The following is a 22,545-nucleotide window of genomic DNA, read 5'->3' as shown; positions in this document are numbered from 1 at the left end:
TCGCACTTACTTCTGCTTGCTGCGGAACGCCTGCTCCAGCAGTGCCGGATCGAAACCCACGCTGGCTTCGCCGGATTCCGCGTAGCGATATAGCGCCGCGGCATAGATGCCGTGCAGCGAAGACTGGATCAGCCCGAGCAGGATGAAGCCGAGCACCGCCACGACCACGGCAAGCACGATCGCCACGATGGATTGCGAGGCGATCGCGCCGCCCACCAGCACGGCTGCCACAAGCACCGCAAGCAGCATCAGCAGGCCGAACACCACGCCGATGCCGCCGTTGCCGATCAGGTTCTCGCCCCAGCTGCGCTTGAGCAGCTCCACGCTGCGCTTGACCGCATCCACCGGCCCGACGTCCTGGCTGGCCAGGATCGGCACCACCAGAAACGTCGCCACGGTCCAGGCCAGCCCGAGGAAGCCGACCACCAGCCGCCCGATCAGGCCAAGCCGCTCCTGGATCATCCGCAGCAGCAGGCCGACGGTGGCCGCGATCAGCGCATAGCCGAAGATGTGCGGCAGCCGCGAGCGGGCCAGCGCAAAACCCGCCGCCACGCTGGTCGGCTCGCCGCGCAGATGCATCAAGGCCACGCCGGTCAGCGCGGTCTGGAAGAAGATGATCACGAAGTACTGCACCAGGTAGAACGCGAACATCAGCAGATAGGCGCCCACCGACATGCGCTGGTGGAAATCCTGCCCGGCATGCTCGCCGCCGATCACCATCAGCGCGACCGGGATCAGGAAACTCGCCGCCACCAGCAGCGTGCACAGCCCGGAGAGCAATGGAAACACCAGCAACGACTTGTCCGAGCGCAACACCGCCGCGCTTGCCTTCATCAAGGCCCAACTGCGTGCAAATTTTCCAGCCATGTGCGTCGCCCCCGCGTCCGTGGATTGTGGAGTTGCCTTTCTAGCACCCGTTGAATGCGCGCGACAGTGCGGACCACTCAGTCCGGCAGCGGCTCGACGATCAACGGTTCGTGCCCCGCCGGAAACGCCGCCCACAACTCGGCCATGCTCAGGCCGCCCAGCGGATGCCGGAACGTCGGCGCGATATCCGCGATCGGCCGCAGCACGAACGCATGCTGCAGCTCCTTGCGCGGAATCTGCAGATGCCCCGGCCCGTCGAGTACCAGCGCGTCGTAGAACACGATGTCGATATCCAGCGTGCGATCGGAGTAACGCGGCACGTCGCGGCGGCGTCCGTGGCTGTCTTCCAGCGCATGCAGCCAGTCGTTCAGCGACTCGGGCGACAGCTCGGTATCCAGCCCCACCGCCAGATTGACGAAATCCGCACCCTCGAAACCCACCGGCTTGCTGCGATACGCCGGCGACACCGCGATCGCGCCAAAGCGCTCGCGCAACGCGGCGATCGCCGCCGGCAGATAGCGCCGCGGCTCCAGATTGGAGCCCAGGCTCAGATAGACGCGTGCCATCAGTTCGGCCGCGTACCGCGTTCGATCCGCACGCCCACTGCCTTGGCGCCGCGCACCGCACCGGGCTTGGACAACTTCAGGCGCACCCAGCCGACCGCGAACTCCTCGCGGATGATCGCCACGCAACGCTCGGCCAGCGTCTCGACCAGGCCGAAACTCGATGCGCCGACATAGTCGATCAGGCGCTTGGAGACGTCCTTGTAGTTCAGCGTGAGCGCGATGTCGTCACTGGCTGCCGGCACCGTGTTGTCGAACGCCATCTCGATGTCGAACGACAGCGTCTGCCGCACGCGGCGCTCCCAGTCGTAGATGCCGATGACGGTGTCGATGCGCAGATCTTCGATGAAAACGATATCCATGGGAGCGATCACTGGGGCGGTAGCCGTACAGGGTCGGCGAGTGCAGGCGCAGATGCAAGTCGCCTGATCGTACAGCGCGGCTACCTCAGTATTCGGCATGTCGACGTTATACCGACAGGTACGATCCTGGATTGCTGGCATGTGCAATCTGCTTGACGTGGGGAATTTTAAGTCTATATTTAACTAATACTTTAATTATTTAAATTATCATGGCCACAGACCGCATCTTCGAAGCTCTCGCCTCCCGCCCTCGCCGCGAAATCCTGGCCTATCTGTCCGCGCAGGAACTGACCGCCGGCGAGATCGCCAGCCGCTTCGCAATGAGCGCGCCTGCCATCTCGAGGCATCTGTCTGTCTTGGACGCAGCCGGCCTGGTCAGCAGCGAGCGGCGTGGACAGTTCATCTTCTACCGGCTCAACAAGGACAGTCTGGTCAACACGCTCACCGGCTTTGCTTTCGAGATCTGCCCAACGGCCGGACCGCTCAAGCGCGAATCGCGCAAGCTCGCCACGAAGAAACAGAGCGCCTGACCAAGCGAATCCTGCAGGCAACATCACGATTGGTGCCCGGAGCCATTCGATGGCGAACCATGCAAAGGTAGTCCAGACATTCCCATCGGCATGTATTCCCCCCCCATCGGGTGGTCTGCCCGTGGAAGTCTCTTTGATCGCACAGCTCGGCCACGGATCCGGCGACCACCTGTTTGCCAGTGCGTTGAAACGCCAGCAAGCTCATGAATACTTTGTTGATGCACTTGATGAGCCATCGGCTCGACTCGGTGGAACGGATTTGCCGAAGGGCGACGCTACCTCGTTATATTCATTTGCGGTCGGCGCGCAAGGCCATCCGTTTCATCGCCATGCCGGCCATCGCGTATTCACTGCCATCTCCGGCAGCGGGGGCGCCCAACTTCGCTTCTCAACTGCAACACCCGAACAGATCGAAGCCGACCCGCCGAGCTTTATCCGCACACTTCATTACATCAACATTCCCCCAGACTGTCTGTTCACCGTACGCTTCGGCGGCGATACCTGGCATCAGTTCGCACCACTCGCGAAAAATACCTTGCACCCTGCATTCTTCGCCTTGTCATGTCATACCAACGAGCTGGGTGGCGACCTCCCTGAGCCGGTGCGCACCCAGGTACTCGCCAACAAGGCGAGCATTCCTTCACTCACCATGCTGCTCCCACCTTGCATCGACAAGCTGCTGCGCAGTACTCCTGTCGACCATCTCCATATACCAACGACCCACCTGTCACTTGATACGCCACCAGGTACTCTGCAAGGCGTCCTGTGCAAGTCAGCGCGTTGTGTTGCCGGCCTCATTCGCGGTGCATGGGCTGATTGGCGACACTCGAACGGATTCCTGTTCGAGAGTGGTGGCCGCCATACGGTGACCGAACTCGATCATGCACCCGCAGATTCGCTGCTATTGCGCCAATTGATGGAGGTTTCCTGCCATCACGAGGATATGTTCTGCCTCACCCTTACAAACCAGGATCTCGGCACCAGAGATGCATCCGTTCTGCTCAGCTGCCTGCTGAATGGCTTCCTGAACAGTCCTCCGAGTGGAGTCTCGCGCATGATGGCACTGCGCAATCTGCTGGTGAGGCCGATCGGCTTGCGTACCTCGCCCCTGGCTTGCCCGGTATCTTCGCTGCTGTCATCCGCAAAGAACAACCTCTTCGATCAACGTTTTCCCGTGCTTGATCAAGCCATCGACCACGACAATGCCTGTGCACAAGTCGTCCTTGGCGCCGATGACAAGCATCTGATTTTTCGCTCCTGTGTAAGCGTACGCGTGGTGAGCAACCAGCAAATCGACATTACCCTAGGCACCCGCGTGCATTGCAAGAATCTGTTCGGCACCATCTACATGGGAATGATCGATCTCATCCATCGCCGTTACATCACACCAGCCATGTTGCGCCTGGCAGTCGAGCAGGCCTTTCCACTGCAAAAACTGGCTGGAAGCGAGCATGCAGCCGCACCATTCCCGATACATCCGACAGCCAACGCACATTGATGCAATCATGAATGGCGTGAATCCAGGCACCCACGCCAGCTTCGAGTATTCCTCCAAACCTACGGCATCAGCGCGAGGACCATCATGGCAAACCTGATCGGCCTGTCCGGCAGCCTGCGCACGGCTTCCTTCAACACCGCGCTGTTGCGCAGCGCGGCGCGGCTGGTGCCGGAAGGCAGTGCCGTCGAGGTGCACGGCATCCGCGACATTCCGCTGTATGACGGCGACCTCGAGGACAGCAGCGGCATTCCATCTGCCGTGACGATCCTGAAGGATGCCGTCGCCGCCGCCGATGGTCTGCTGCTGGTCACGCCCGAGTACAACAACGCGATCCCCGGCGTATTCAAGAATGCGATCGACTGGATGACCCGCCCGGCCTCCGACATCCCCCGCGTGTTCGGCAACAAGCCGATCGCCGTGATCGGCACTTCGCCCGGCAACTTCGGCACCCTGCTCAGCCAGAACGCGTGGCTGTCGGTGTTCCGTGCCGTCGGTGCCGCGCCGTGGTTTGGCGGGCGGCTGTTGGTTCCGCATGCCAACCATGTGTTCGATGCGGCGGGACAACTGGTCGATGTCGGTATCGAGAGCCGGTTGCGCGGCTTCATGCAGGGTTTCTGCGCCTACGCCGATGGATATCGTGCGGCGCCAGACCAGTGAACGAAGCAGCCCGTCCTGCCTGTCATCCGAGGAGTTACCGATGAGCACGATCCCCACCGTGAACGCCGTCATCGCCGACACACCCTATACCGTCACGCTCAGCGACGGCCGCGGCCATCGCTGGCTGGGCGACGAACCGGCCGAGTTGCAGGGTGCCGATGCCGGACCTGATCCGCACCACCTGCTGCTTTCCAGTCTGGGCGCTTGCACCGCGATCACGTTGAAGATGTACGCCGCCCGCAAGGGCTGGCCGCTGACCGGCACCGAGGTCACGCTGCAATTCAACCCGGACGGCGCGCCACCGGCGGGAGTCAACCATATCCAGCGCCGGATCGCCCTGCATGGCGAGCTGAGCGCGGAGCAGCGCGAGCGACTGCTGCAGATCGCCAATGCCTGTCCGATCCACAAGGTGCTGAGCGGCGAGATCCAGATCGCCAGCGTGCTCGATCCGGGCGAGTAACAGGCCGCGCGGCCTGCTGCAATGCCCGCCCGGGCGGCAGAGGTGCGATCATGGTGCATGACCGATTTCCATGCACTCCCGCTCAAACCCGCCCTGCTCGCCAGCCTGGAAACCCTTGGCTACACCACGATGACGCCGGTGCAGGAACAAAGCCTGCCGCCGATGCTGCAAGGCCGCGACGTGATCGCGCAGGCGCAGACCGGCAGCGGCAAGACCGCCGCGTTCGGCCTCAGCCTGCTGCAATCGCTGGACGTGGACACGATCCGGCTGCAGGCGCTGGTGCTGTGCCCGACCCGCGAACTGGCCGACCAGGTCAGCAAGGCGATCCGCAAGCTGGCAGCGAACATCCCCAACGTGAAGCTGCTGACCCTGTGCGGCGGCATGCCGCTGGGGCCGCAGCTGGCCTCGCTGACGCATGATCCGCATATCGTGGTTGGCACGCCGGGGCGCGTGCAGGAGCATCTGAAGCGTGAAAGCCTGCACGGCGGCGGCATCAAGGTGCTGGTGCTGGACGAGGCCGACCGCATGCTCGACATGGGTTTCAGCGAGGCGATCGACGACATCATCGGGCGCATCGCCAAGCATCATCAGACCTTGCTGTTTTCGGCGACCTATCCCGACGAGATCCGCGCAGTGAGCCAGCGCGTGCAGAAGAATCCGGTCCAGATCACGGTGGAGGCTCCGGCCGAGGCGAAACCGGCGATCGAACAACAATTCATCGAGGTGGAGCCGGCACAGAAGCCCGATGCGCTGGCGCAGCTGCTCGGCAGCGAACGCGGACAGCATGCGCTGGTGTTCTGCAACATGCGCCGCGAAGTGGACGCCGTGGCGCAGGAACTGGACCACCGCGGCTTTTCGGCGCTGGCGCTGCACGGCGACATGGAGCAGCGCGACCGCGACGAGGTGCTGGTGCGTTTTGCCAACCGCAGTTGCGCGGTGCTGGTCGCCACCGACGTCGCCGCGCGCGGGCTGGACATCGTGGCACTGCCGCTGGTGGTGAGCTATGACATCGCGCATGACCCGGAGACGCACACGCACCGGATCGGCCGCACCGGCCGCGCCGGGCAATCGGGTCTGGCGATCACGCTGTGCTCGTCGCGCGAGCGGCCGAAGGCCGCCAACATCGAGGAGCTGACCGGTACGCCGTTGCCGTGGCGTCCGCTGAAGCTCGCGCCGGCTCGGGGTTTACCCGCTTCCAGGGGCAAGACCTTGCACCTCGCGCCGATGAAGACCCTGGTGATCGACGCCGGGCGCCAGGACAAGCTGCGCCCCGGCGACATCCTCGGTGCGCTCACCGGCGAGGCGGGACTCGACGCGAACGACATCGGCAAGATCGACGTATTCGCCACCCGCGCCTACGTCGCGATCAGCCGCGCGCTGGCGAACAAGGCACTGGAACGTTTGCGCGCCGGCAAGATCAAAGGCCGCAACTTCCGCGTGCGCTCGCTCGGCTGAGCACCCGGCGCCGCCCTCCACCCGACCCGAAGCCGCCCCGATGATCCGATCGCCATGCCTGACCACGGTCCTTGCCATCGCCCTGCTGCTGGGCAGCAGCATCGCGCAGGCGACTGTGCCGGTGTACGGCTACAAGATCGTGCATGTCTATCCGCACGATACGGGGGCCTACACCGAAGGCCTGTTCTACAAGGACGGCTATCTCTACGAAAGCACCGGCGAAGCCGGCGAATCGACCGTGCGCAAGGTGGTGCTCGAAACCGGCAAGGTGGTGCAAAGCCATGACGTGCCGTCGCAGTATTTCGGCGAAGGCATCGTGGACTGGAAAAACCATCTGGTGCAGCTCACCTGGCAAAGCCAGCTCGGCTTCGTCTACGACCTCGGCAGCTTCAGGCAGCAACGCAGCTTCGCTTACCCGGGCGAAGGCTGGGCGCTGACCCGCGACGACCATCACCTCTACATGAGCGACGGCTCCGCCGTGTTGCGCATTCTCGACCCGGAGACGCTGGCCACCACCGGCAGCATCATGGTGATGGCCGACGGCGTGCCGGTGACCAATCTCAACGAACTGGAATGGGTGAAGGGCGAGATCTACGCCAACGTCTGGCTGACCAACCGCATTGCGCGGATCGATCCGGCCACCGGCCACGTCGTGGGCTGGATCGATCTCAGCGGCCTGCTCGATGTGGGCAAGCTGCCCGACCCCGGCAATGACGTGCTCAACGGGATTGCCTACGACGCCAGCCACGACCGCCTGTTCGTCACCGGCAAGCGCTGGCCGAAACTGTTCGAGATCAAATTGCTGCCGCCGCGCCTGCCTTGAGGTGCACGGTCTGCCACCGGCGAAGTGCAAATTCTTGCGTCAACCTTGCGCACGACGAACCGTTAGCTAGCACTCCGCCAGCCATCCCGGCGCTGGCTCCGCCGCCTCGATGATGACGCTGCTTTGACAAACAAAAGTGCTGTAGTAAAGAAGCTATTGGGCGCCCCGGAGATGGTCCTATGAGTGCCGACACCACGAAAGCAGCCGGACACTCCCACCAAAGACGCGGTCTGCTGATCACGGTAGTCGTCATCGTGGTGCTGGTTGCCCTGGTCGTGTTCCACCTCCTCACTGGCAAGAGGGAGAAAACCGGCACGCCCGCGCAAGTGGTGAGCGCCGCCACCGCCACCCTGGGCAGCATGCCGGAAATCCTGAGCGAGCTGGGCACGGTGACGCCGGTCGCCACCGTCAACGTGCTGCCGCAATTGAGCGGCTACCTGACGGCCGTCGGCTATCGGGAGGGCCAGGACGTGACCAAGGGGCAGTTCCTCGCGCAGATCGACCCGCGCCAGTACGAGATCAACAAGCAACAGGCCCAGGCGCAATTGGCCAAGGACCAGGCGACCCTGGCCCAGGCCCGTGCCGACCTGGCCCGCTATACGCAGCTGCACGCGCAGAAATCGATTGCCGAGCAGACCTATGCCGACCAGCAGTTCACGGTCCAGCAGGACGAGGCCGCGGTCAAGGCGGATCAGGCGAGCATCGCGCAATACGATCTCGACCTCGCTTACTGCCACATCACCGCACCGGTCGCCGGGCGGGTCGGGCTGCGCCTGGTCGATCCCGGCAACTACGTCACCCAGTCCACCTCGCCGGGCATCGTGACGATCACCACCATGAAGCCGACCACGGTGCAGTTCACCGTGCCGCAGAACTCGCTGGCGAAAGTGCTGCAGCGCTTCAACAGCGCCAACGCAAAGCTCGCCGTGGCGGTCTATGACAGCGACAACAGCAAGCAGATCGCCACCGGCACGCTGTACGCGCTCGGCAACCAGATGGCTACCAGCACTGGCACGGTGAGCCTGCGCGCAACCATTCCGAATGACGACGAGGCGTTGTTTCCGAACGAATTCGTCAACGTGAAACTTTTGGTCGACACGCTGCAGAATGCGGTGCTGGTGCCGACACCTGCCGTGCAGAGCGGCGCGCCCGGGGATTACGTCTACCTGGTCAACGCCGACGACACCGTCTCCGTGCACAAGGTGACCCAGGGCCCCAGCGACGGCAAGAATACGGTGATCCTGGCGGGCCTCGCGGCCGGCCAGGTCGTGGTCACCGACGGCATGGATCGCTTGAGCGACGGCGCCAAGGTCAAGCTCGCGGCGGCGAAGCCGGCAGAAGCAGGGAGCACCTCAGCGCCCGCTTCATCTGCAGCACGCACACCGCAACAGGGCAGGAAGCGGATACACGGTACCGCCTCCGCCTCCCAAGCTTCGTAAGCGGCGGCGACGACCCGATGAACATTTCCCGCCTGTTCGTCCTCAGGCCGGTGGCGACGTCGCTGCTGATGATCGCCCTGGTGCTGGTGGGCCTGGTCGCGGTGCGTTTCCTGCCGGTGTCGTCGCTGCCCGATGTCGATTACCCGACGATCCAGATCCAGACCTTCTACCCCGGCGCCAGCCCCACGGTGATGGCGACCACGGTGACCGCGCCGCTGGAAGTGCAGCTGGGCGAGATCCCCGGCCTGCAGCAGATGACCTCGAACAGCTCCGCCGGGGCGTCGGTCATCACGCTGCAGTTCAATCTCGCGCTCAACCTCGATGTCGCCGAGCAGAACGTGCAGGAGGCGATCAACGCTTCCAACAGCCTGCTGCCCAGCGGTCTGCCGGCACCGCCGACGTATGCCAAGGTGAATCCGGCCGACCAGCCGATCCTCACCCTGGCGGTCACCTCCAGCTCGATGTCGCTGCCGCAGTTGCAGGACGTCGCCAACAACCGGCTCGGCGCGAAGATTTCCGAAGTGTCCGGCGTCGGCCTGGTCACCCCGGCCGGCGGCAACGTGCCGGCGGTCAGGGTCGAGGCGGACCCGCAGAAGCTGGCCGCCTACGGACTCAACATCGACGACCTGCGTTCGCTGATCGCAAACGTCAACGTCAGCCAGCCGAAGGGCAATTTCGACGGCCCGAAGCTCGACTACACGATCAACGGCAACGACCAGATCGAGAACCCCGAGGATTACCTGGCCACGGTGATCTCCTACCAGAACGGTGCGCCGGTCTACCTGCGCGACGTCGCCAAGGTCACCCAGTCCGCACAGAACACCGAGCAGGGTGCCTGGTTCAACAAGACCCAGGCGATCGTGCTCAACGTGCAGCGCCAGCCGGGCGCCAACGTGATCGCCACCGTCAACCAGATCATGAAGGAGCTGCCCGAGCTGGAATCCACGCTGCCGGCGGGGATGAAGGTCGAGGTGGTGTCCGACAGCACCGGCGTGATCCGTTCGTCGGTCACCGATGCGGCGTTCGAGCTGGTGCTGGCGATCGTGCTGGTGGTGCTGGTGATCTTCGTGTTCCTGCGCAACCTGCCGGCCACGATCATCCCGAGCATTTCCGTGCCGGTGTCGCTGATCGGCACGCTGGCGATGATGTACGAACTGAACTACTCGATCGACAACCTCTCGCTGATGGCGCTGATCATCGCCACCGGCTTCGTCGTCGACGACTCGATCGTGATGATCGAGAACATCGTGCGCTATCTGGAAGAAGGCATGACGCCGCTGGAGGCGGCCCTGACCGGCGCCGGGCAGATCGGCTTCACCATCGTGTCGCTGACCGTCTCGCTGATCGCGGTGCTGATCCCGCTGCTGTTCATGGGTGGCGTGATCGGTCGCCTGTTCAGCGAGTTCGCGGTCACCCTGGCGGTCACCATCGTGCTCTCGGGCGTGGTCTCGCTGACCCTGGTGCCGATGCTCTGCGCCCGCCTGCTGCGGGCGCAGGCGGAGCGGCATCCGAGCCGTTTCGAGCGGATCAGCGAAGGCCTGTTCAACAAGACCCTGGCTGGCTACGAACGCGGCCTGCGCGTCGTCCTGAAGCACCAGACGCTGACCCTGCTGATCTTCCTGGCGACCCTGGCGCTGACCGTGATCCTGTACATCATGATCCCCAAGGGCCTGTTCCCGACGCAGGACGTGGGCGTGATCCAGGGCATCAGCATCGCCGACAACTCGGTGTCCTACAGCGCGATGGTGGAGCGCCAGGGGGCGCTGGCGGAGGCAATCCTCAAGGATGCCGACGTCACCGGGCTGACCTCGTACGTCGGCATCGACGGCACCAATACCACGCTCAACAACGGCCGCTTCCTGATCAACCTCAAGGCGCGCGACGATCGCCCGGAGACCGCCGCGGAAATAGCCCGGCGCATTCAAGGCGAAGTGGCGAACATCCCCGGCATCAAGCTGTACCTGCAACCCGAACAGGATCTGACCCTCGATACCACGGTGTCGCCCAACCAGTACCAGTTCGTGCTGCGCGGACCCAACCAGCAGGCCTTCATGCAATACGTGCCCGCGCTGATCGCGCGCATGAAGAAGATCGGCTCGATCACCGACGTCACCAGCGACCTGAACAACGATGGCCTCAGCGTGGACGTCGAGGTCAATCGCCAGCTGGCCGCGCGTTACGGCATTACCGCGGCGACGATCGACAACGCGCTGTACGACGCGCTGGGCCAGCGCATCGTGTCGACGATCTTCGACCAGTCCAGCCAGTATCGCGTGATCCTGGTCGCCAAGCCCGCCAGCCTGCCGACGATCGAGTCGCTGGGCGACCTGTACCTGCCCAGCCAGACCAGCAGCAGCGGCCAGGTGCCGCTGAAAGGCATCGCCACCATCAAGGTCACCAAGTCGCCGCTGGTGATCAGCCATCTGGCCCAGTTCCCCGCCGTCACCATCTCGTTCAACCTGGCCAAGGACGCCTCGCTGAGCAAGGCGGTGGCCGAGGTCAATCAGGCCGAGCAGGCGGTGCAGCTGCCGCCTTCGATCACCTCGTCGTTCCAGGGCGCCGCACAGGCCTTCCAGGATTCGCTGTCGAGCGAGGTGTACCTGCTGGTCGCGGCGCTGGTCGCCGTCTACATCGTGCTCGGCGTGCTCTACGAGAGTTTCATCCATCCGGTGACGATCCTCTCGACCCTGCCCTCGGCCGGCATCGGCGCGCTGCTTTCGCTGATGATCGCGGGCAGCGACCTGGACGTGATCGGCATCATCGGCATCGTGTTGCTGATCGGCATCGTGAAAAAGAACGCGATCATGATCGTGGACTTCGCGCTCGAGGCCGAGCGCGAGCATGGCAAGCCGCCCGAGGAGGCAATCTTCGAAGCCTCGCTGTTGCGCTTCCGGCCGATCCTGATGACGACGCTGGCGGCGATGCTCGGTGCGTTGCCGATGCTGCTGGGCACCGGCACCGGCTCGGAGCTGCGCCGGCCGCTCGGCCTGGCCATCATCGGCGGCCTGACGCTGAGCCAGATGCTGACCCTGTTCACCACCCCGGTGATCTACCTGCTCTTTGACCGTCTGGCGCAGCGCTTCCAGCGCAAGCGCCCCGAACAGACGTCCGGACAGGCATCCGAGCACACGCCGTGAGCATCCCGGGACTGTTCATCCAACGCCCGGTGGCGACCACGCTGCTGGCGGTCGCGATCGTGCTGTCCGGACTGCTCGCGTATTTCCATCTACCGGTCGCGCCGCTGCCGAACGTCACCTACCCGGTCATCGTGGTGCAGGCCAGCATGGCGGGCGCCAGCCCGAACATCATGGCGTCCACCGTGGCCGCGCCGCTGGAGCGGCGGCTCGGCACGATCGCCGATGTCAGCGAACTGACCTCCACCAGTTCGGTCGGTTCGGCGCAGATCGTCATCCAGTTCGGCCTGAGCCGTGACATCAATGGCGCCGCCCGCGATGTGCAGGCGGCGATCCAGGCCTCGCGCGCCGACCTGCCGTCCACGCTGCGCAGCAACCCGAACTACCGCGAGTTCAACCCGGCCGATTCGCCGATCATGGTGCTGGCGCTGACCTCCAACACGCTGACTCGCGCGCAGCTCTACGATTCGGCCGACTCGGTGATCCAGCAGCAGTTGTCGCAGGTCGACGGCGTGGGCCAGATCACCCTGGGCGGCAGCGCGCTGCCGTCGGTGCGCGTGGAATTGCAGCCCGACCAGCTCAACAGCTACGGCATCGGCCTGGAGGACGTGCGCGCCGCGATCAGCTCGGCCAATGCCAACAGTGCCAAGGGCCACATCGACCAGGGCGACCAGCGCTTCGAGGTCACCTCGAACGACCAGATCAACAAGGCGGCACCTTATCGCGACCTGGTGGTGGCCTATCGCAACAACGCGCCGGTGCTGCTGCGCGACGTCGCCGACGTCGAGGACTCCGCGGAAAACATCCGCAACGCGGGCCTCTACAACGGCAAGGATGCGGTACTCGTCATCGTCTATCCGCTGCCCGGCGGCAACATCGTCAAGACCGTGGCGCAGATCCGCAAGGTGCTGCCGTCGATCGAGGCGACCCTGCCGCGCAATGTGCACATCGGCATCGCCATCGACCGCTCGCAATCGGTGAACGCCGCGGTGAACGACACCGAGCGGACCCTGTTCATGGCCGTGCTGCTGGTCATCGGCGTGGTCTTCATCTTCCTGCAGTCGCCGCGGGCGATCCTGGTGCCGGCGGTGGCGCTGCCGCTGTCGATCGTCGGCACGTTCGGGCCGATGTACCTGCTCGGCTACAGCATCGACAACCTCTCGCTGATGGCGTTGACCATCGGCACCGGTTTCGTGGTCGACGATGCGGTGGTGGTGCTGGAGAACATCGTGCGCCACGTCGAATCCGGCATGGACGTGCGCGAGGCGGCCCTGCGCGGCAGCGCCGAGGTCAGCTTCACGGTGATCTCGATGAGCCTGTCGCTGATCGCCGTGTTCCTGCCGATCCTGCTGATGCCGGGCATCGTCGGCCTGCTGTTCCACGAGTTCGCGGTGACGCTGTCGATCGCGATCCTGCTCTCGCTGGTGATTTCGCTCACGGTCACGCCGACCATGGCGGCCTATGTACTCAACCGCAAGACGCTGCACTCCAGGGCGCGCTGGGCGCTGTGGTACGAGCGGCAGTTCGAGCGCTTCAAGAATGCGTATTCCCGCTCGCTCACCACCGTGCTCGATCACGCGCTGCTGGTCGGACTGACCCTGATCGGCCTGATCGTGCTCAACGTGCTGCTGATCAAGCTGGTGCCCTCGACCTTCTTCCCCGAGCAGGACAACGGCATCCTGATCGGCCAGATCATCGCCGACCAGAGCATCTCGTTCCAGGCGATGGAACAGAAGCTCGCGCAGTTGCAGGCGATCGTGCAGAAGGATCCCGCCGTCGCCTCGGTAGCGGGTTTCACCGGTGGCCGTGCGCTCAATACCGCCAACGTGTTCATCGAACTCAAGCCGCTGGCGCAGCGCAAGCTCTCCGCGGCGCAGGTGGTCGATCGCCTGCGCCCGAAACTCAATGCGGTGTCCGGCGCCAAGCTATTCCTGCAGGCGGCGCAGGATCTGCATATCGGCGGCCGCTCGTCCGCCGCCGAGTACCAGTACACGCTGACCAGCGACGACCCCACCGCGCTGTTCAAGTGGGTGCCGCAGCTGGTGACAGCCTTGGGCAAGGATCGCAGCCAGATGACCGACGTGAACTCGGACCTGCAGCAGAACGGCCTGCAGATCTACGTCAACTTCGATCGCGCCACGTCCGCACGCTACGGTTTTGCGCCGAACCAGATCGACAGCGTGCTGTACGACGCTTTCGGCCAGCGCACGGTGTCGACCGTCTACAACCAGCTCAACCAGTACTACGTGGTGATGGAAGTGGCGCCGAAGTACTGGCAGTACCCGCAGATGCTCGACCGCATGCGCTTCAGCACGGCAGCAGGCAATGCGAGCGGCACCCAGCAGACGCAGATATCCAGTGCCCTCGTGAAGCCGGTGACGCAGGTATCGGCGGTGACCGCGAGCCGGGGCACGGCATCCAGCACCAATGCGCTCAACGCCAATGCCGAGGCCAACCAGCTCACCAACGCCATCTCCAACGCCAAGGGTGGCAGCTCCAGCGGCAGCGCGGACAGCACGTCAAGCGAAACCATGGTGCCGTTTACCCAGTTGGCGACTTACACCAGCAATCACACCGCCACCCAGGTCAGCCATCAGGGTGGCCTGGTGGCTGCCACGATTTCGTTCAACCTGCCGCCCGGCGGTTCGCTGAGCAAGGCCACCGCGGCGATCAACCAGGTCTCGCAGGAGCTGGGCCTGCCAGCCTCGATCCACGGCAGCTTCGCGGGCGCCGCGCAGGTCTACGCGCAATCGATGTCGACCATGCCGCTGCTGATCCTCGCTGCGCTGGCGGCCGTCTATATCGTGCTCGGCATGCTCTACGAGAACACCGTGCATCCGATCACCATTCTCTCCACCCTGCCGTCGGCGGGCATCGGCGCCACCCTGGCCCTGCTGATCTTCGGCACGCCGTTCTCGGTGATCGCGATGATCGGCATCATCCTGCTGATCGGCATCGTCAAGAAGAACGCGATCATGATGATCGATGTCGCCATCCACCTGCAGCGTGACGAAGGTTATGAGCCGCAGAAGGCCATCCACGATGCGGCCGTGGTGCGTCTGCGCCCGATCATGATGACCACCGCCGCCGCCGTGCTCGGCGCGGTGCCGTTGGCCGTCGGCATCGGCCAGGGCGCCTCGCTGCGCCAGCCGCTGGGCATCACCGTCATGGGCGGCCTGATTTTCAGCCAGGTCTTCACGCTGTACACCACGCCGGTGATCTACCTCTACCTCGACCGCTTGCGCGCCAGACTGGCCAAGTGGTCCGCCACCCTGCCGTGGAACAGATCGGACGCGAGCGCATGAACATGAAGATGCTCCACACCACCCTGGCTGCCTCGTTGGCACTGTTGCTCGGTGGCTGCATGGTCGGCCCCGACTACCATCGCCCACAGGTGGCGACACCGCCGCAATACAAGGAGCTACCCGGCTGGACGCAGGCCGCGCCGGCGGCCGAGGTGCCGAAGGGCGACTGGTGGACGGGCTTCAGCGATCCGCTGCTCGACCAGCTCGAGCCGATGGTGTCAGTCTCCAACCAGACCGTGCGCCAGGACTACGCCAACTACCAGGCCGCGCTCGCCGAGGTGCAGGTGGCACGCAGCAGTCTGTTCCCCACCATCGGCATCAGCGGCTCGGCCACCAAGCAGCGCAGCGCAGCCGGAGCCAGCGGCCTCAGCCTCGGCAGCAAGGCGCCGATCAGCACCGCCGGCTCGCTCGAGGGCAATGTCAGCTGGGCGCCTGACCTGTGGGGCAAGGTCCGCCGTACCATCGAGGAGAACAAGGCGACCGCCCAGGCCAGCCAAGCGACCCTGGCCAACGCCACCCTGTCCGAGCAGACCGCGCTGGCGACCGCCGTCATCGAACTGCGCGTGACCGACGCCAACATCGACCTGCTGCGGAAGACCGTCGACGCCTATACGGAATATCTGCGCGTGATCGCCAACCAGGACGCCGCCGGCACCATCGCGCCCTCCGATGTCATCAGTGCGCGCACCCAGCTGGAGAACGCACAGTCCAACCTGCTCGCGCTCGGTGTCGCCCGCGCGAAATACGCCCATGCGATTGCCGTGCTGGTCGGCAAGAACCCGGAAGAGCTCGACATTCCGCACAGCACCACGCTGCCGACGCTGCCCACGGTTCCGGCTGGCGTGCCCTCGACCCTGCTGCAGCGCCGGCCCGATATCGCCGTCGCCGAACGCCAGATGGCCGCACAGAACGCCGCGGTTGGCGTCGCCATCGCCGCGTATTACCCCACTCTTTCGCTGTCGGCGGCGGATGGTTTTTCGCAGTCGCCGCTCGCTGGCCTGCTGCACATCGCCAACCATGTCTGGTCGTTGGGTGCCGATGCGAGCGAAACCGTGTTCGACTTCGGCGCACGCCACGGCGAGGTCGCCGCGGCCAAGGCCACCTACGAAGCGACGGTCGCCAATTATCGTGGCACCGTGTTGACCGCGTTCCAGAATGTGGAAGACGACCTGGCCGGCCTGCGTATCCTCGCCCAGCAGGCCGAGGTGCTGGATTCCGCGGTGCGCGACGCCACCCGCGGCGCCGAGATCGCGTTCAACGAATACCAGGCCGGCACCGTCGACTACACCACCGCCGCCACCGCCCGGGCTATCCAGTTGAGCACTCAGCAGAGCGCGCTGAGCGTGCAGCAGCAACGCCTGCTCGATGCGGTGTCGCTGATCGGGGATGTGGGTGGCGGCTGGTCGGCTAGCGAACTGGGCGAGCCGCCGAAGTCCTCGCTGACGTCCGCTACCCAGCACTGAAGGCGACGCACGTACCGGCTACTGTCCCAGCCAGCGCGCCGCGCCGCGGCCGGCGATCAGCCCGCTGGCGAAGCAGGCGGTGAGCAGGTAGCCGCCGGTGGGCGCCTCCCAGTCCAGCATCTCGCCGGCGCAGAACACACCGGGGCGCATGCGCAGCATCAGCTTCTCGTCCAGTCCCTCCAGCCGCACACCGCCGGCCGTGCTGATCGCCTCGGCGACCGGTCGCGGCGCGCGCAGGCGCAAGGGCAAGGACTTCAGTTGCGCCGCCAGCGCGAACGGATCGGCCAGCGTCGATTTCGCGGTCAGTTCGAACACCAGTGCGCACTTCGCCGCGTCCAGTCCGGCGCGACGGCGCAACCAGTCGCCGATGCTGTGTTTGCCGCGTGGTGCCGCCAGGCGGTCCGCGAGTGCGGACTCACCGTGGCCCGGCACCAGATCCAGCCGCAACACGGCCTCGCCATGCTCGGCCAGTTGCTCGCGCAGCTCGGCGCCGATCGCATAGATCAGGCTGCCCTCGATACCGTATTCGCTGAGCACGCATTCGCCCTGTCGCGCATGCGCCACGCCGCGGCGATCGGTCCAGTGCGCCACCACCGGCTTCAGCGGCGCACCCGCAAAACGGCTGGACAGGTGTTCGCTCCATGCCAGCTCGAACCCGCAGTTCGCTGGCTGCAACGGCGCGATGTCGATCCCGGCCTGTTGCAGCGGCGCCATCCATGCGCCATCGGAACCGAGCTGCGGCCAACTGGCGCCGCCCAGCGCCAGGATCACCGCGTCCGTGGGCACCGCGCGCTCGCCCTGCGGCGTGGCGAAGTGCAAGGTGCCGTGTGCCTGCCAGCCCAGCCAGCGGTGGTGCATGTGAAAGCTCACCCCGGCGGCGCGCAGGCGATGCAGCCAGGCACGCAACAGGGGCGCCGCCTTCAGGTCTTTCGGGAATACCCGGCCGGAGCTGCCGGCAAACGTCTCCACGCCCAACCCGCGTGCCCACGCGCGCAAGGCCTCCGCATCGAATGCGTCGAGCCAGTGCTTGATCTCGGCCCGACGCGAACCGTAACGCTCGACAAAGCGCGCCGGTGCTTCGCTGTGGGTCAGGTTGAGGCCGCCCTTGCCGGCGAGCAGAAATTTGCGTCCGACCGAACCCTTGGTGTCGTACAGGTCGACCGTTACACCCTTGGCGCACGCAGCTTCGGCCGCCATCAGGCCAGCCGGGCCGCCGCCGATGATCGCCAGTCGGGGAGGGGCTGTCCGGGTCATGCGCGCATGGTCGCATGCTGGCGTAACGGAATGAACCGGCGGCGAAAGCATCCGGCGATCGCCGGGCAGGCATTCCTCTCAGCTACCCGGTTCGCGCGGCGGCGGCAGCTGAATTAAAAATGAATCAGATAAATCACGCCGCGGCGATATTCACGGACGCCCTCGCCATCCATTATCGCGAGAGCCTGCAATATATTTCGGGCGGCGTTCAATTAATATCGTTACAAACGCACGTAGTTGCGCATTCATCCGCGTCATTTTGCGTTGCCGGAGGCGATTTTCCGTGACCGGCGATCATTCGCCGAGGCAACCTGGCCGCCCCGGAACAATGATTTCAAGCCATTGAAATCAAAGAAAAATAATCGACAAATTTTGCAAAAGCACAGATCAGGCCCCGCCCACGTCCGTGCCCAAAAGGCCACCCCGTGATTATTGAAAATACTTGCGGCTCGCTCCCGGCAAGGCAATCAAACGATTATGTGATTCCGATCACCGGTCACCTCAAAAAGTCCTATTGACCAGTTTCATGTGCAACTCATACCGTCAGGCGGTTCGTCAATTGGGAGCTTGGCGAATGATCCCGTTGCAACCCTGTCAAACCATTTGAAATCTGCATCTGCGCATTGACCCTGAGGGACACATGGGGAGGGTTGAGCGCAGAGCTACGGGATCGCTGGGCAATCTCCAAGAAAACTCGTCGTGCCGTGTCTGTCCACTGCACTTTATTCATGAGGTCCACGCGGTCTCATCGGCTTCGTTCGGCCTTGAAAAAATATTCCGGGAGTTCTAAATGCCAAGCCATTTTCGTCTCAAGATGCTGGTTGCCGCCATCGGTATGGCTGCCACCGCGTCGGTCTTCGCCGCACCTTCCTCGTTCGTCACGCTGACGCAACCACATCACGCCACCAGTCTGCGCAATGGCGATGTTGCCAAGGGTCCGCTAGCGTTCTCGCAGCCGATGCACGTGGTGATTTCGCTGAAACTGCAGAACAAGGCGCAGTTGGATGCCTATGTCGCCGATCCCAAGCACAAGGCGCTGACACCGGCAGAATTCGCCGCGCTGTATTCGCCGACCCAGGCGCAGGCGCAGGCCGTCGCGAACTACCTGAAGCTGTCCGGCTTCACCAACGTCACGATCGCGCCGAACCGCATGCTGGTCGAGGGCGATGGCCACGCAGATACCGTGCAGTCCGCCTTCCGTACATCGATGGTGCAGGTGCGCACGCATGACGGGCGCGATGCCTACGCCAACGCCAGCGACGTGATGATCCCGGCCGAACTGCAGAGCACGGTGCAGTCCGTGCTTGGCCTGGACAACGTGCACATGTCGCACATCTTCGCGCGCCGCATGACCAGCTCGCTGACCCACCCGGAGGCAACCAGCGGCACGGCGGTCGGTCACAACCCGCTCGATTTCCCGAAGATCTACGGCGCCAGCAGCCTTCCCGCCGCCACGTCGATCACGATCGGCAATGTGGTGTCGGGCCAGATGAGCGATGTGCTCAGCGACATCAAGTCCTTCGAGAGCACCAACGGCCTGACCTCGCTCGTCCCGAGCATCGAGGGCACCGGCAATACCGGCAGCGTCTCGGCCAGTGGCGACGGCGAATGGGATCTGGATACCCAGGACATCATCGCGATGTCGGGTGGCCTGAAAAGCCTGATCCTTTACGATGCAGCCTCGCTCTCCGACGCCGCCCTCACCACGGACTACAACCTGGCCGTGACCGACGACAAGGCGGTCGCGATCAACGTCTCGCTGGGCGAGTGCGAAACCGATGCGAAGTCGGCGGGCACGACCACCACTGAAGACGCGATCTTCGAGCAGGCCGATGCGCAGGGCCAGACCTTCTCGGTCTCCGCTGGCGATTCCGGCGCCAATGAATGCGGCACCGGCAGCGGCACCACCCCGAGCTGGCCGGCCAGCTCGCAGTACGTGATCGCGGCGGGCGGTACCGAGCTGTACACCACCAACACCACCACCTGGGCCAGCGAGACCGTGTGGAACAACCTCAGCTCCAGTGAAGGCGCCACCGGCGGCAGCCCCAGCACCTTCGAGCCGATGCCGAGCTGGCAGTCGGGCGTGGGCCAGAACGCCGGGCATACCACCCGCGGCGTGCCAGATATCGCCTATAACGCCAGTCCGGTTTCCGGCGCCCTGGTGATCGTGGACGGTCAGTCCAACCAGCAGATCGGCGGCACCAGCCTGGCCTCGCCGCTGTTCGTGGGCGCATGGGCACGCATCGAGGCAGCCAATGGCGGCGCTCTCGGCTTCGCCGCCCCGCTGATCTACAAGGCGGCCGCAGCCAACTACGCGACCGACTTCCATGACATCACCTCGGGCAACAACAGCGGTGAGACGGCCGCGACCGGCTGGGATTACACCACCGGCTTCGGCAGCATCATTGTCAGCGGACTGTCCGGCAACATCGGCGGCAGCGGCAGCTCGGGCGGTACGCCGACCGCCAACTTCAGCGACTCGATCAGCGGCCTGACGGTGACCTTCACTGACAGCTCCACTGATTCGGGCGGCACCATCGGTTCGTATTCGTGGACGTTCGGCGACGGCAGCACCTCGACCTCCGCCAGCCCGAGCCACACCTACACGGCCGCCGGTACCTACAGCGTGACCGAGACGGTGACCGACAGCGTCAGCGGCAAGACCAGCTCCAAGACGGCATCGGTGACGGTCTCCAGTGGCGCCACAGGTGGCACGCCGACCGCCAACTTCAGCGATGTCACCAGCGGCCTGACCGCGACCTTCACCGACAGCTCCACCGACTCGGGCGGCACCATCGGCTCCTACGCGTGGACCTTCGGCGATGGCAGCACCTCGACCGTGGCCAGCCCGAGCCATACCTACGCGGCAGCGGGCACCTACAGCGTCACCGAGACGGTGACCGACAGCGTCGATGGCAAGACCAGCTCCAAGACGGCATCGGTGACGGTCTCCAGCGGCGGCACCCCGACCCAGATCCTCAGCAACACCGGCTTCGAAACCGGCACGGCGTCGCCGTGGAGCATGAGCTCGGGCACGCTGTGCAGCACCAGCAGCTCCTCGTCCAGCTATTGCGGCAGCGGCGAGACTTCGCACGCCGGATCGTGGTTCGCATGGCTTGACGGCTATGGCACCTCGCACACCGATACGGTCTCGCAGAAGGTCGCGATCCCGAGCGGCAAGACGACGGCGACCCTGCAGTACTACCTGCACATCGACTCGACCAAGAGCACGGCGGTCGATACCTTGACCGTGCAGGTGCTGAATTCGTCGGGTACGGTGCTGGGCACGGTGGGTTCGTTCACCAGCAAGAACACGAACACCGGTTATGCCGTGGAAACCGCCAATCTGTCCGCGTACATCGGCCAGACGGTGACCATCAAGTTCACCGGCAAGGAGACCTCGTCCTCGGGCAACACCGACTTCACGCTCGATGACGTGACCCTGACCGTGCAGTAAGCCACCCTGACGACAGTCGCCTTGCGCGGCTGTCGTCAACGGCCATCCAGGAGGCGCAAGGCAGCGCTTCCCGTTTCGAACATGGAATACTCAGGCCCGATCGACAACGATCGGGCCTTTTTTACGAGGCGTGCCTGCGCCCGTGCCTGGATGAGATCAGCGCAGCCGCGCTTTCGCTTCGGGCCGAGCATTCCGGATTCAGGCAATCCTTGCACAAGGACTGGCATCGAATCCCACCGGACTGCTACAAAGCATGGCGGGCACGCCATGGGGGAGTGACCTGCCGCGGCATATTGATTTGCCGCCGATCAACGGATGATTTCAAGGACACTTCATGACACGCAGAACCCTGCTGCCGGCGCTCGCGCTGCTGGCTGCCGTCGCTTTCGCCACACCCGCCTCCCCGGCACATGCCGAAACGGGAGACAGCTCGCCAAGCGCCGGCACACATTCCGCCAAGCTCGAGGATTTTCTCGGCTCGCTGCACCTCCGCACCGGCAACATACCCATTGCAAGCGCCAAGGCCTCGCTGCTGCTTGCCCCGGGCTACAGCTTTCTGCCGGCCGAAGACGCCCAGCGCGTACTCACGCAGCTCTGGGGAAATCCACCGGACAGCGAAGTGCTGGGCATGATCCTGCCCAGCACCGACCCGCATGTCCTGCTGGACAGCGACAACTGGGCCGTGGTGGTGACCTATGTCGCCGATGGCTACGTGTCCGACGCCGATGCAGCGAAGATCGATTACGCCGAGCTGCTGCAGAAGATGCAGAAAGGCACCGAGGAGTCGAATCCGGAACGGCTCAAGCAGGGCTATCCCGCGATCGATCTGCTCGGCTGGGCCGAGCCGCCGCATTACGACGAGGCCTCGCACAAGCTGTACTGGGCACGCAACCTGCGGTTCAAGAAAGCGGACGGCACCGACGAGGGTCAGTCGCTGAACTACGACATCCGCGTACTCGGCCGCCGTGGCTATCTGTCGCTCAATGCGGTCGCACCGATCCATGAACTCGGCAAGGTGCGCGCCGACATGCCGCAGGTCCTGGACATGACCGATTTCGACGCCGGCGAACGCTATGCCGACTACAACAGCGGAACCGACAAGCTCGCCACCTATGGCATTGCCGCCCTGGTGGCCGGCGGCATTGCCGCCAAGGCCGGCCTGTTCGCCAAGCTGGGCGTGCTGCTGCTGGCGCTCAAGAAGTTCATCATCATCGGCATCGCCGCGGTGGCCGGATTGTTCCGCAAGCTGTTCAACCGCAACAAGGCGCGCTGAGTGAA

16 protein-coding genes are annotated in these 22,545 nt (G+C 64.5%); 12 read left to right on the top strand and 4 right to left on the bottom strand.

What is annotated here, in order from left to right; translation table 11 throughout:
* Nucleotides 1-6 precede the first annotated feature (6 nt).
* The 3 genes from B0E46_RS03410 to folB all read right to left on the bottom strand — a co-directional run bounded on the left by B0E46_RS03410 (nt 7) and on the right by folB (nt 1,792).
* Nucleotides 7-867 (bottom strand): DUF6159 family protein, encoded by an 861-nt coding sequence (locus B0E46_RS03410; RefSeq protein ID WP_077554301.1) that lies wholly within the window; start codon nt 865-867, stop codon nt 7-9.
* A 77-nt stretch (nt 868-944) separates the two neighbouring features.
* Nucleotides 945-1,433: a 2-amino-4-hydroxy-6-hydroxymethyldihydropteridine diphosphokinase gene (gene folK / locus B0E46_RS03405; protein ID WP_077554300.1), complete on the bottom strand. Its 489-nt coding sequence runs from the start codon at nt 1,431-1,433 to the stop codon at nt 945-947.
* Nucleotides 1,433-1,792, bottom strand: a complete 360-nt coding sequence (gene folB / locus B0E46_RS03400) for a dihydroneopterin aldolase (protein ID WP_077554299.1) — start codon at nt 1,790-1,792, stop codon at nt 1,433-1,435. Before folB ends, folK begins: the two co-directional genes overlap by 1 nt.
* Before the next feature lie 209 nt (nt 1,793-2,001).
* Between folB and B0E46_RS03395 the strand changes: the two genes are divergently transcribed.
* The 10 genes from B0E46_RS03395 (at nt 2,002) to B0E46_RS03350 (ending at nt 16,556) form a co-directional block, all read left to right on the top strand.
* Nucleotides 2,002-2,322, top strand: a complete 321-nt coding sequence (locus B0E46_RS03395) for a metalloregulator ArsR/SmtB family transcription factor (RefSeq protein WP_077554298.1) — start codon at nt 2,002-2,004, stop codon at nt 2,320-2,322.
* Nucleotides 2,323-2,443: 121 nt separating this feature from the next.
* The gene (locus B0E46_RS03390) at nt 2,444-3,820 is read left to right on the top strand and encodes a DUF2867 domain-containing protein (RefSeq protein WP_254425024.1); all 1,377 of its coding nucleotides are present in this window, start codon (nt 2,444-2,446) and stop codon (nt 3,818-3,820) included.
* 84 nt (nt 3,821-3,904) lie between these two features.
* Nucleotides 3,905-4,477, top strand: a complete 573-nt coding sequence (locus B0E46_RS03385; RefSeq protein WP_077554296.1) for an NADPH-dependent FMN reductase — start codon at nt 3,905-3,907, stop codon at nt 4,475-4,477.
* Between the two features lie 40 nt (nt 4,478-4,517).
* On the top strand, nt 4,518-4,937 hold the full coding sequence (locus B0E46_RS03380; RefSeq protein WP_077554295.1) for an OsmC family protein: 420 nt from the start codon (nt 4,518-4,520) through the stop codon (nt 4,935-4,937).
* Between the two features lie 57 nt (nt 4,938-4,994).
* A complete protein-coding gene (gene dbpA, locus B0E46_RS03375) occupies nt 4,995-6,392 on the top strand; it encodes an ATP-dependent RNA helicase DbpA (RefSeq protein WP_077554294.1) in 1,398 nt (465 codons plus the stop codon).
* Between the two features lie 40 nt (nt 6,393-6,432).
* Nucleotides 6,433-7,215, top strand: coding sequence for a glutaminyl-peptide cyclotransferase (locus tag B0E46_RS03370; protein WP_077554293.1), 783 nt, complete (start codon nt 6,433-6,435; stop codon nt 7,213-7,215).
* A 179-nt stretch (nt 7,216-7,394) separates the two neighbouring features.
* On the top strand, nt 7,395-8,654 hold the full coding sequence (locus tag B0E46_RS03365) for an efflux RND transporter periplasmic adaptor subunit (protein WP_077554292.1): 1,260 nt from the start codon (nt 7,395-7,397) through the stop codon (nt 8,652-8,654).
* Between the two features lie 17 nt (nt 8,655-8,671).
* Nucleotides 8,672-11,791 (top strand): efflux RND transporter permease subunit, encoded by a 3,120-nt coding sequence (locus B0E46_RS03360; protein ID WP_077554291.1) that lies wholly within the window; start codon nt 8,672-8,674, stop codon nt 11,789-11,791.
* Complete coding sequence (locus B0E46_RS03355; RefSeq protein ID WP_077554290.1) at nt 11,788-15,093, top strand: efflux RND transporter permease subunit; 3,306 nt, start codon at nt 11,788-11,790, stop codon at nt 15,091-15,093. Before B0E46_RS03360 ends, B0E46_RS03355 begins: the two co-directional genes overlap by 4 nt.
* 2 nt (nt 15,094-15,095) lie before the next feature.
* Nucleotides 15,096-16,556 (top strand): efflux transporter outer membrane subunit, encoded by a 1,461-nt coding sequence (locus B0E46_RS03350; protein ID WP_077554289.1) that lies wholly within the window; start codon nt 15,096-15,098, stop codon nt 16,554-16,556.
* An 18-nt stretch (nt 16,557-16,574) separates the two neighbouring features.
* Here the strand turns inward: B0E46_RS03350 and B0E46_RS03345 are convergent, their stop codons facing one another.
* The gene (locus B0E46_RS03345; protein ID WP_077554288.1) at nt 16,575-17,810 is read right to left on the bottom strand and encodes a TIGR03862 family flavoprotein; all 1,236 of its coding nucleotides are present in this window, start codon (nt 17,808-17,810) and stop codon (nt 16,575-16,577) included.
* Nucleotides 17,811-18,600: 790 nt separating this feature from the next.
* On the opposite strand from B0E46_RS03345, the gene B0E46_RS03340 reads away from it, so the two are divergent.
* Both B0E46_RS03340 and B0E46_RS03335 read left to right on the top strand, forming a co-directional pair.
* Nucleotides 18,601-21,267 (top strand): PKD domain-containing protein, encoded by a 2,667-nt coding sequence (locus tag B0E46_RS03340; protein ID WP_077554287.1) that lies wholly within the window; start codon nt 18,601-18,603, stop codon nt 21,265-21,267.
* Between the two features lie 334 nt (nt 21,268-21,601).
* Complete coding sequence (locus B0E46_RS03335) at nt 21,602-22,540, top strand: DUF2167 domain-containing protein (RefSeq protein ID WP_077554286.1); 939 nt, start codon at nt 21,602-21,604, stop codon at nt 22,538-22,540.
* The last annotated feature ends 5 nt before the right edge of the window (nt 22,541-22,545 follow it).

It is taken from the genome of Rhodanobacter sp. B04, from assembly GCF_002001125.1.
GTDB lineage: Bacteria > Pseudomonadota > Gammaproteobacteria > Xanthomonadales > Rhodanobacteraceae > Rhodanobacter.
The sequence above is the reverse complement of the archived record's forward strand: the minus strand, read 5'-3'. Positions and strand labels throughout refer to the sequence as shown.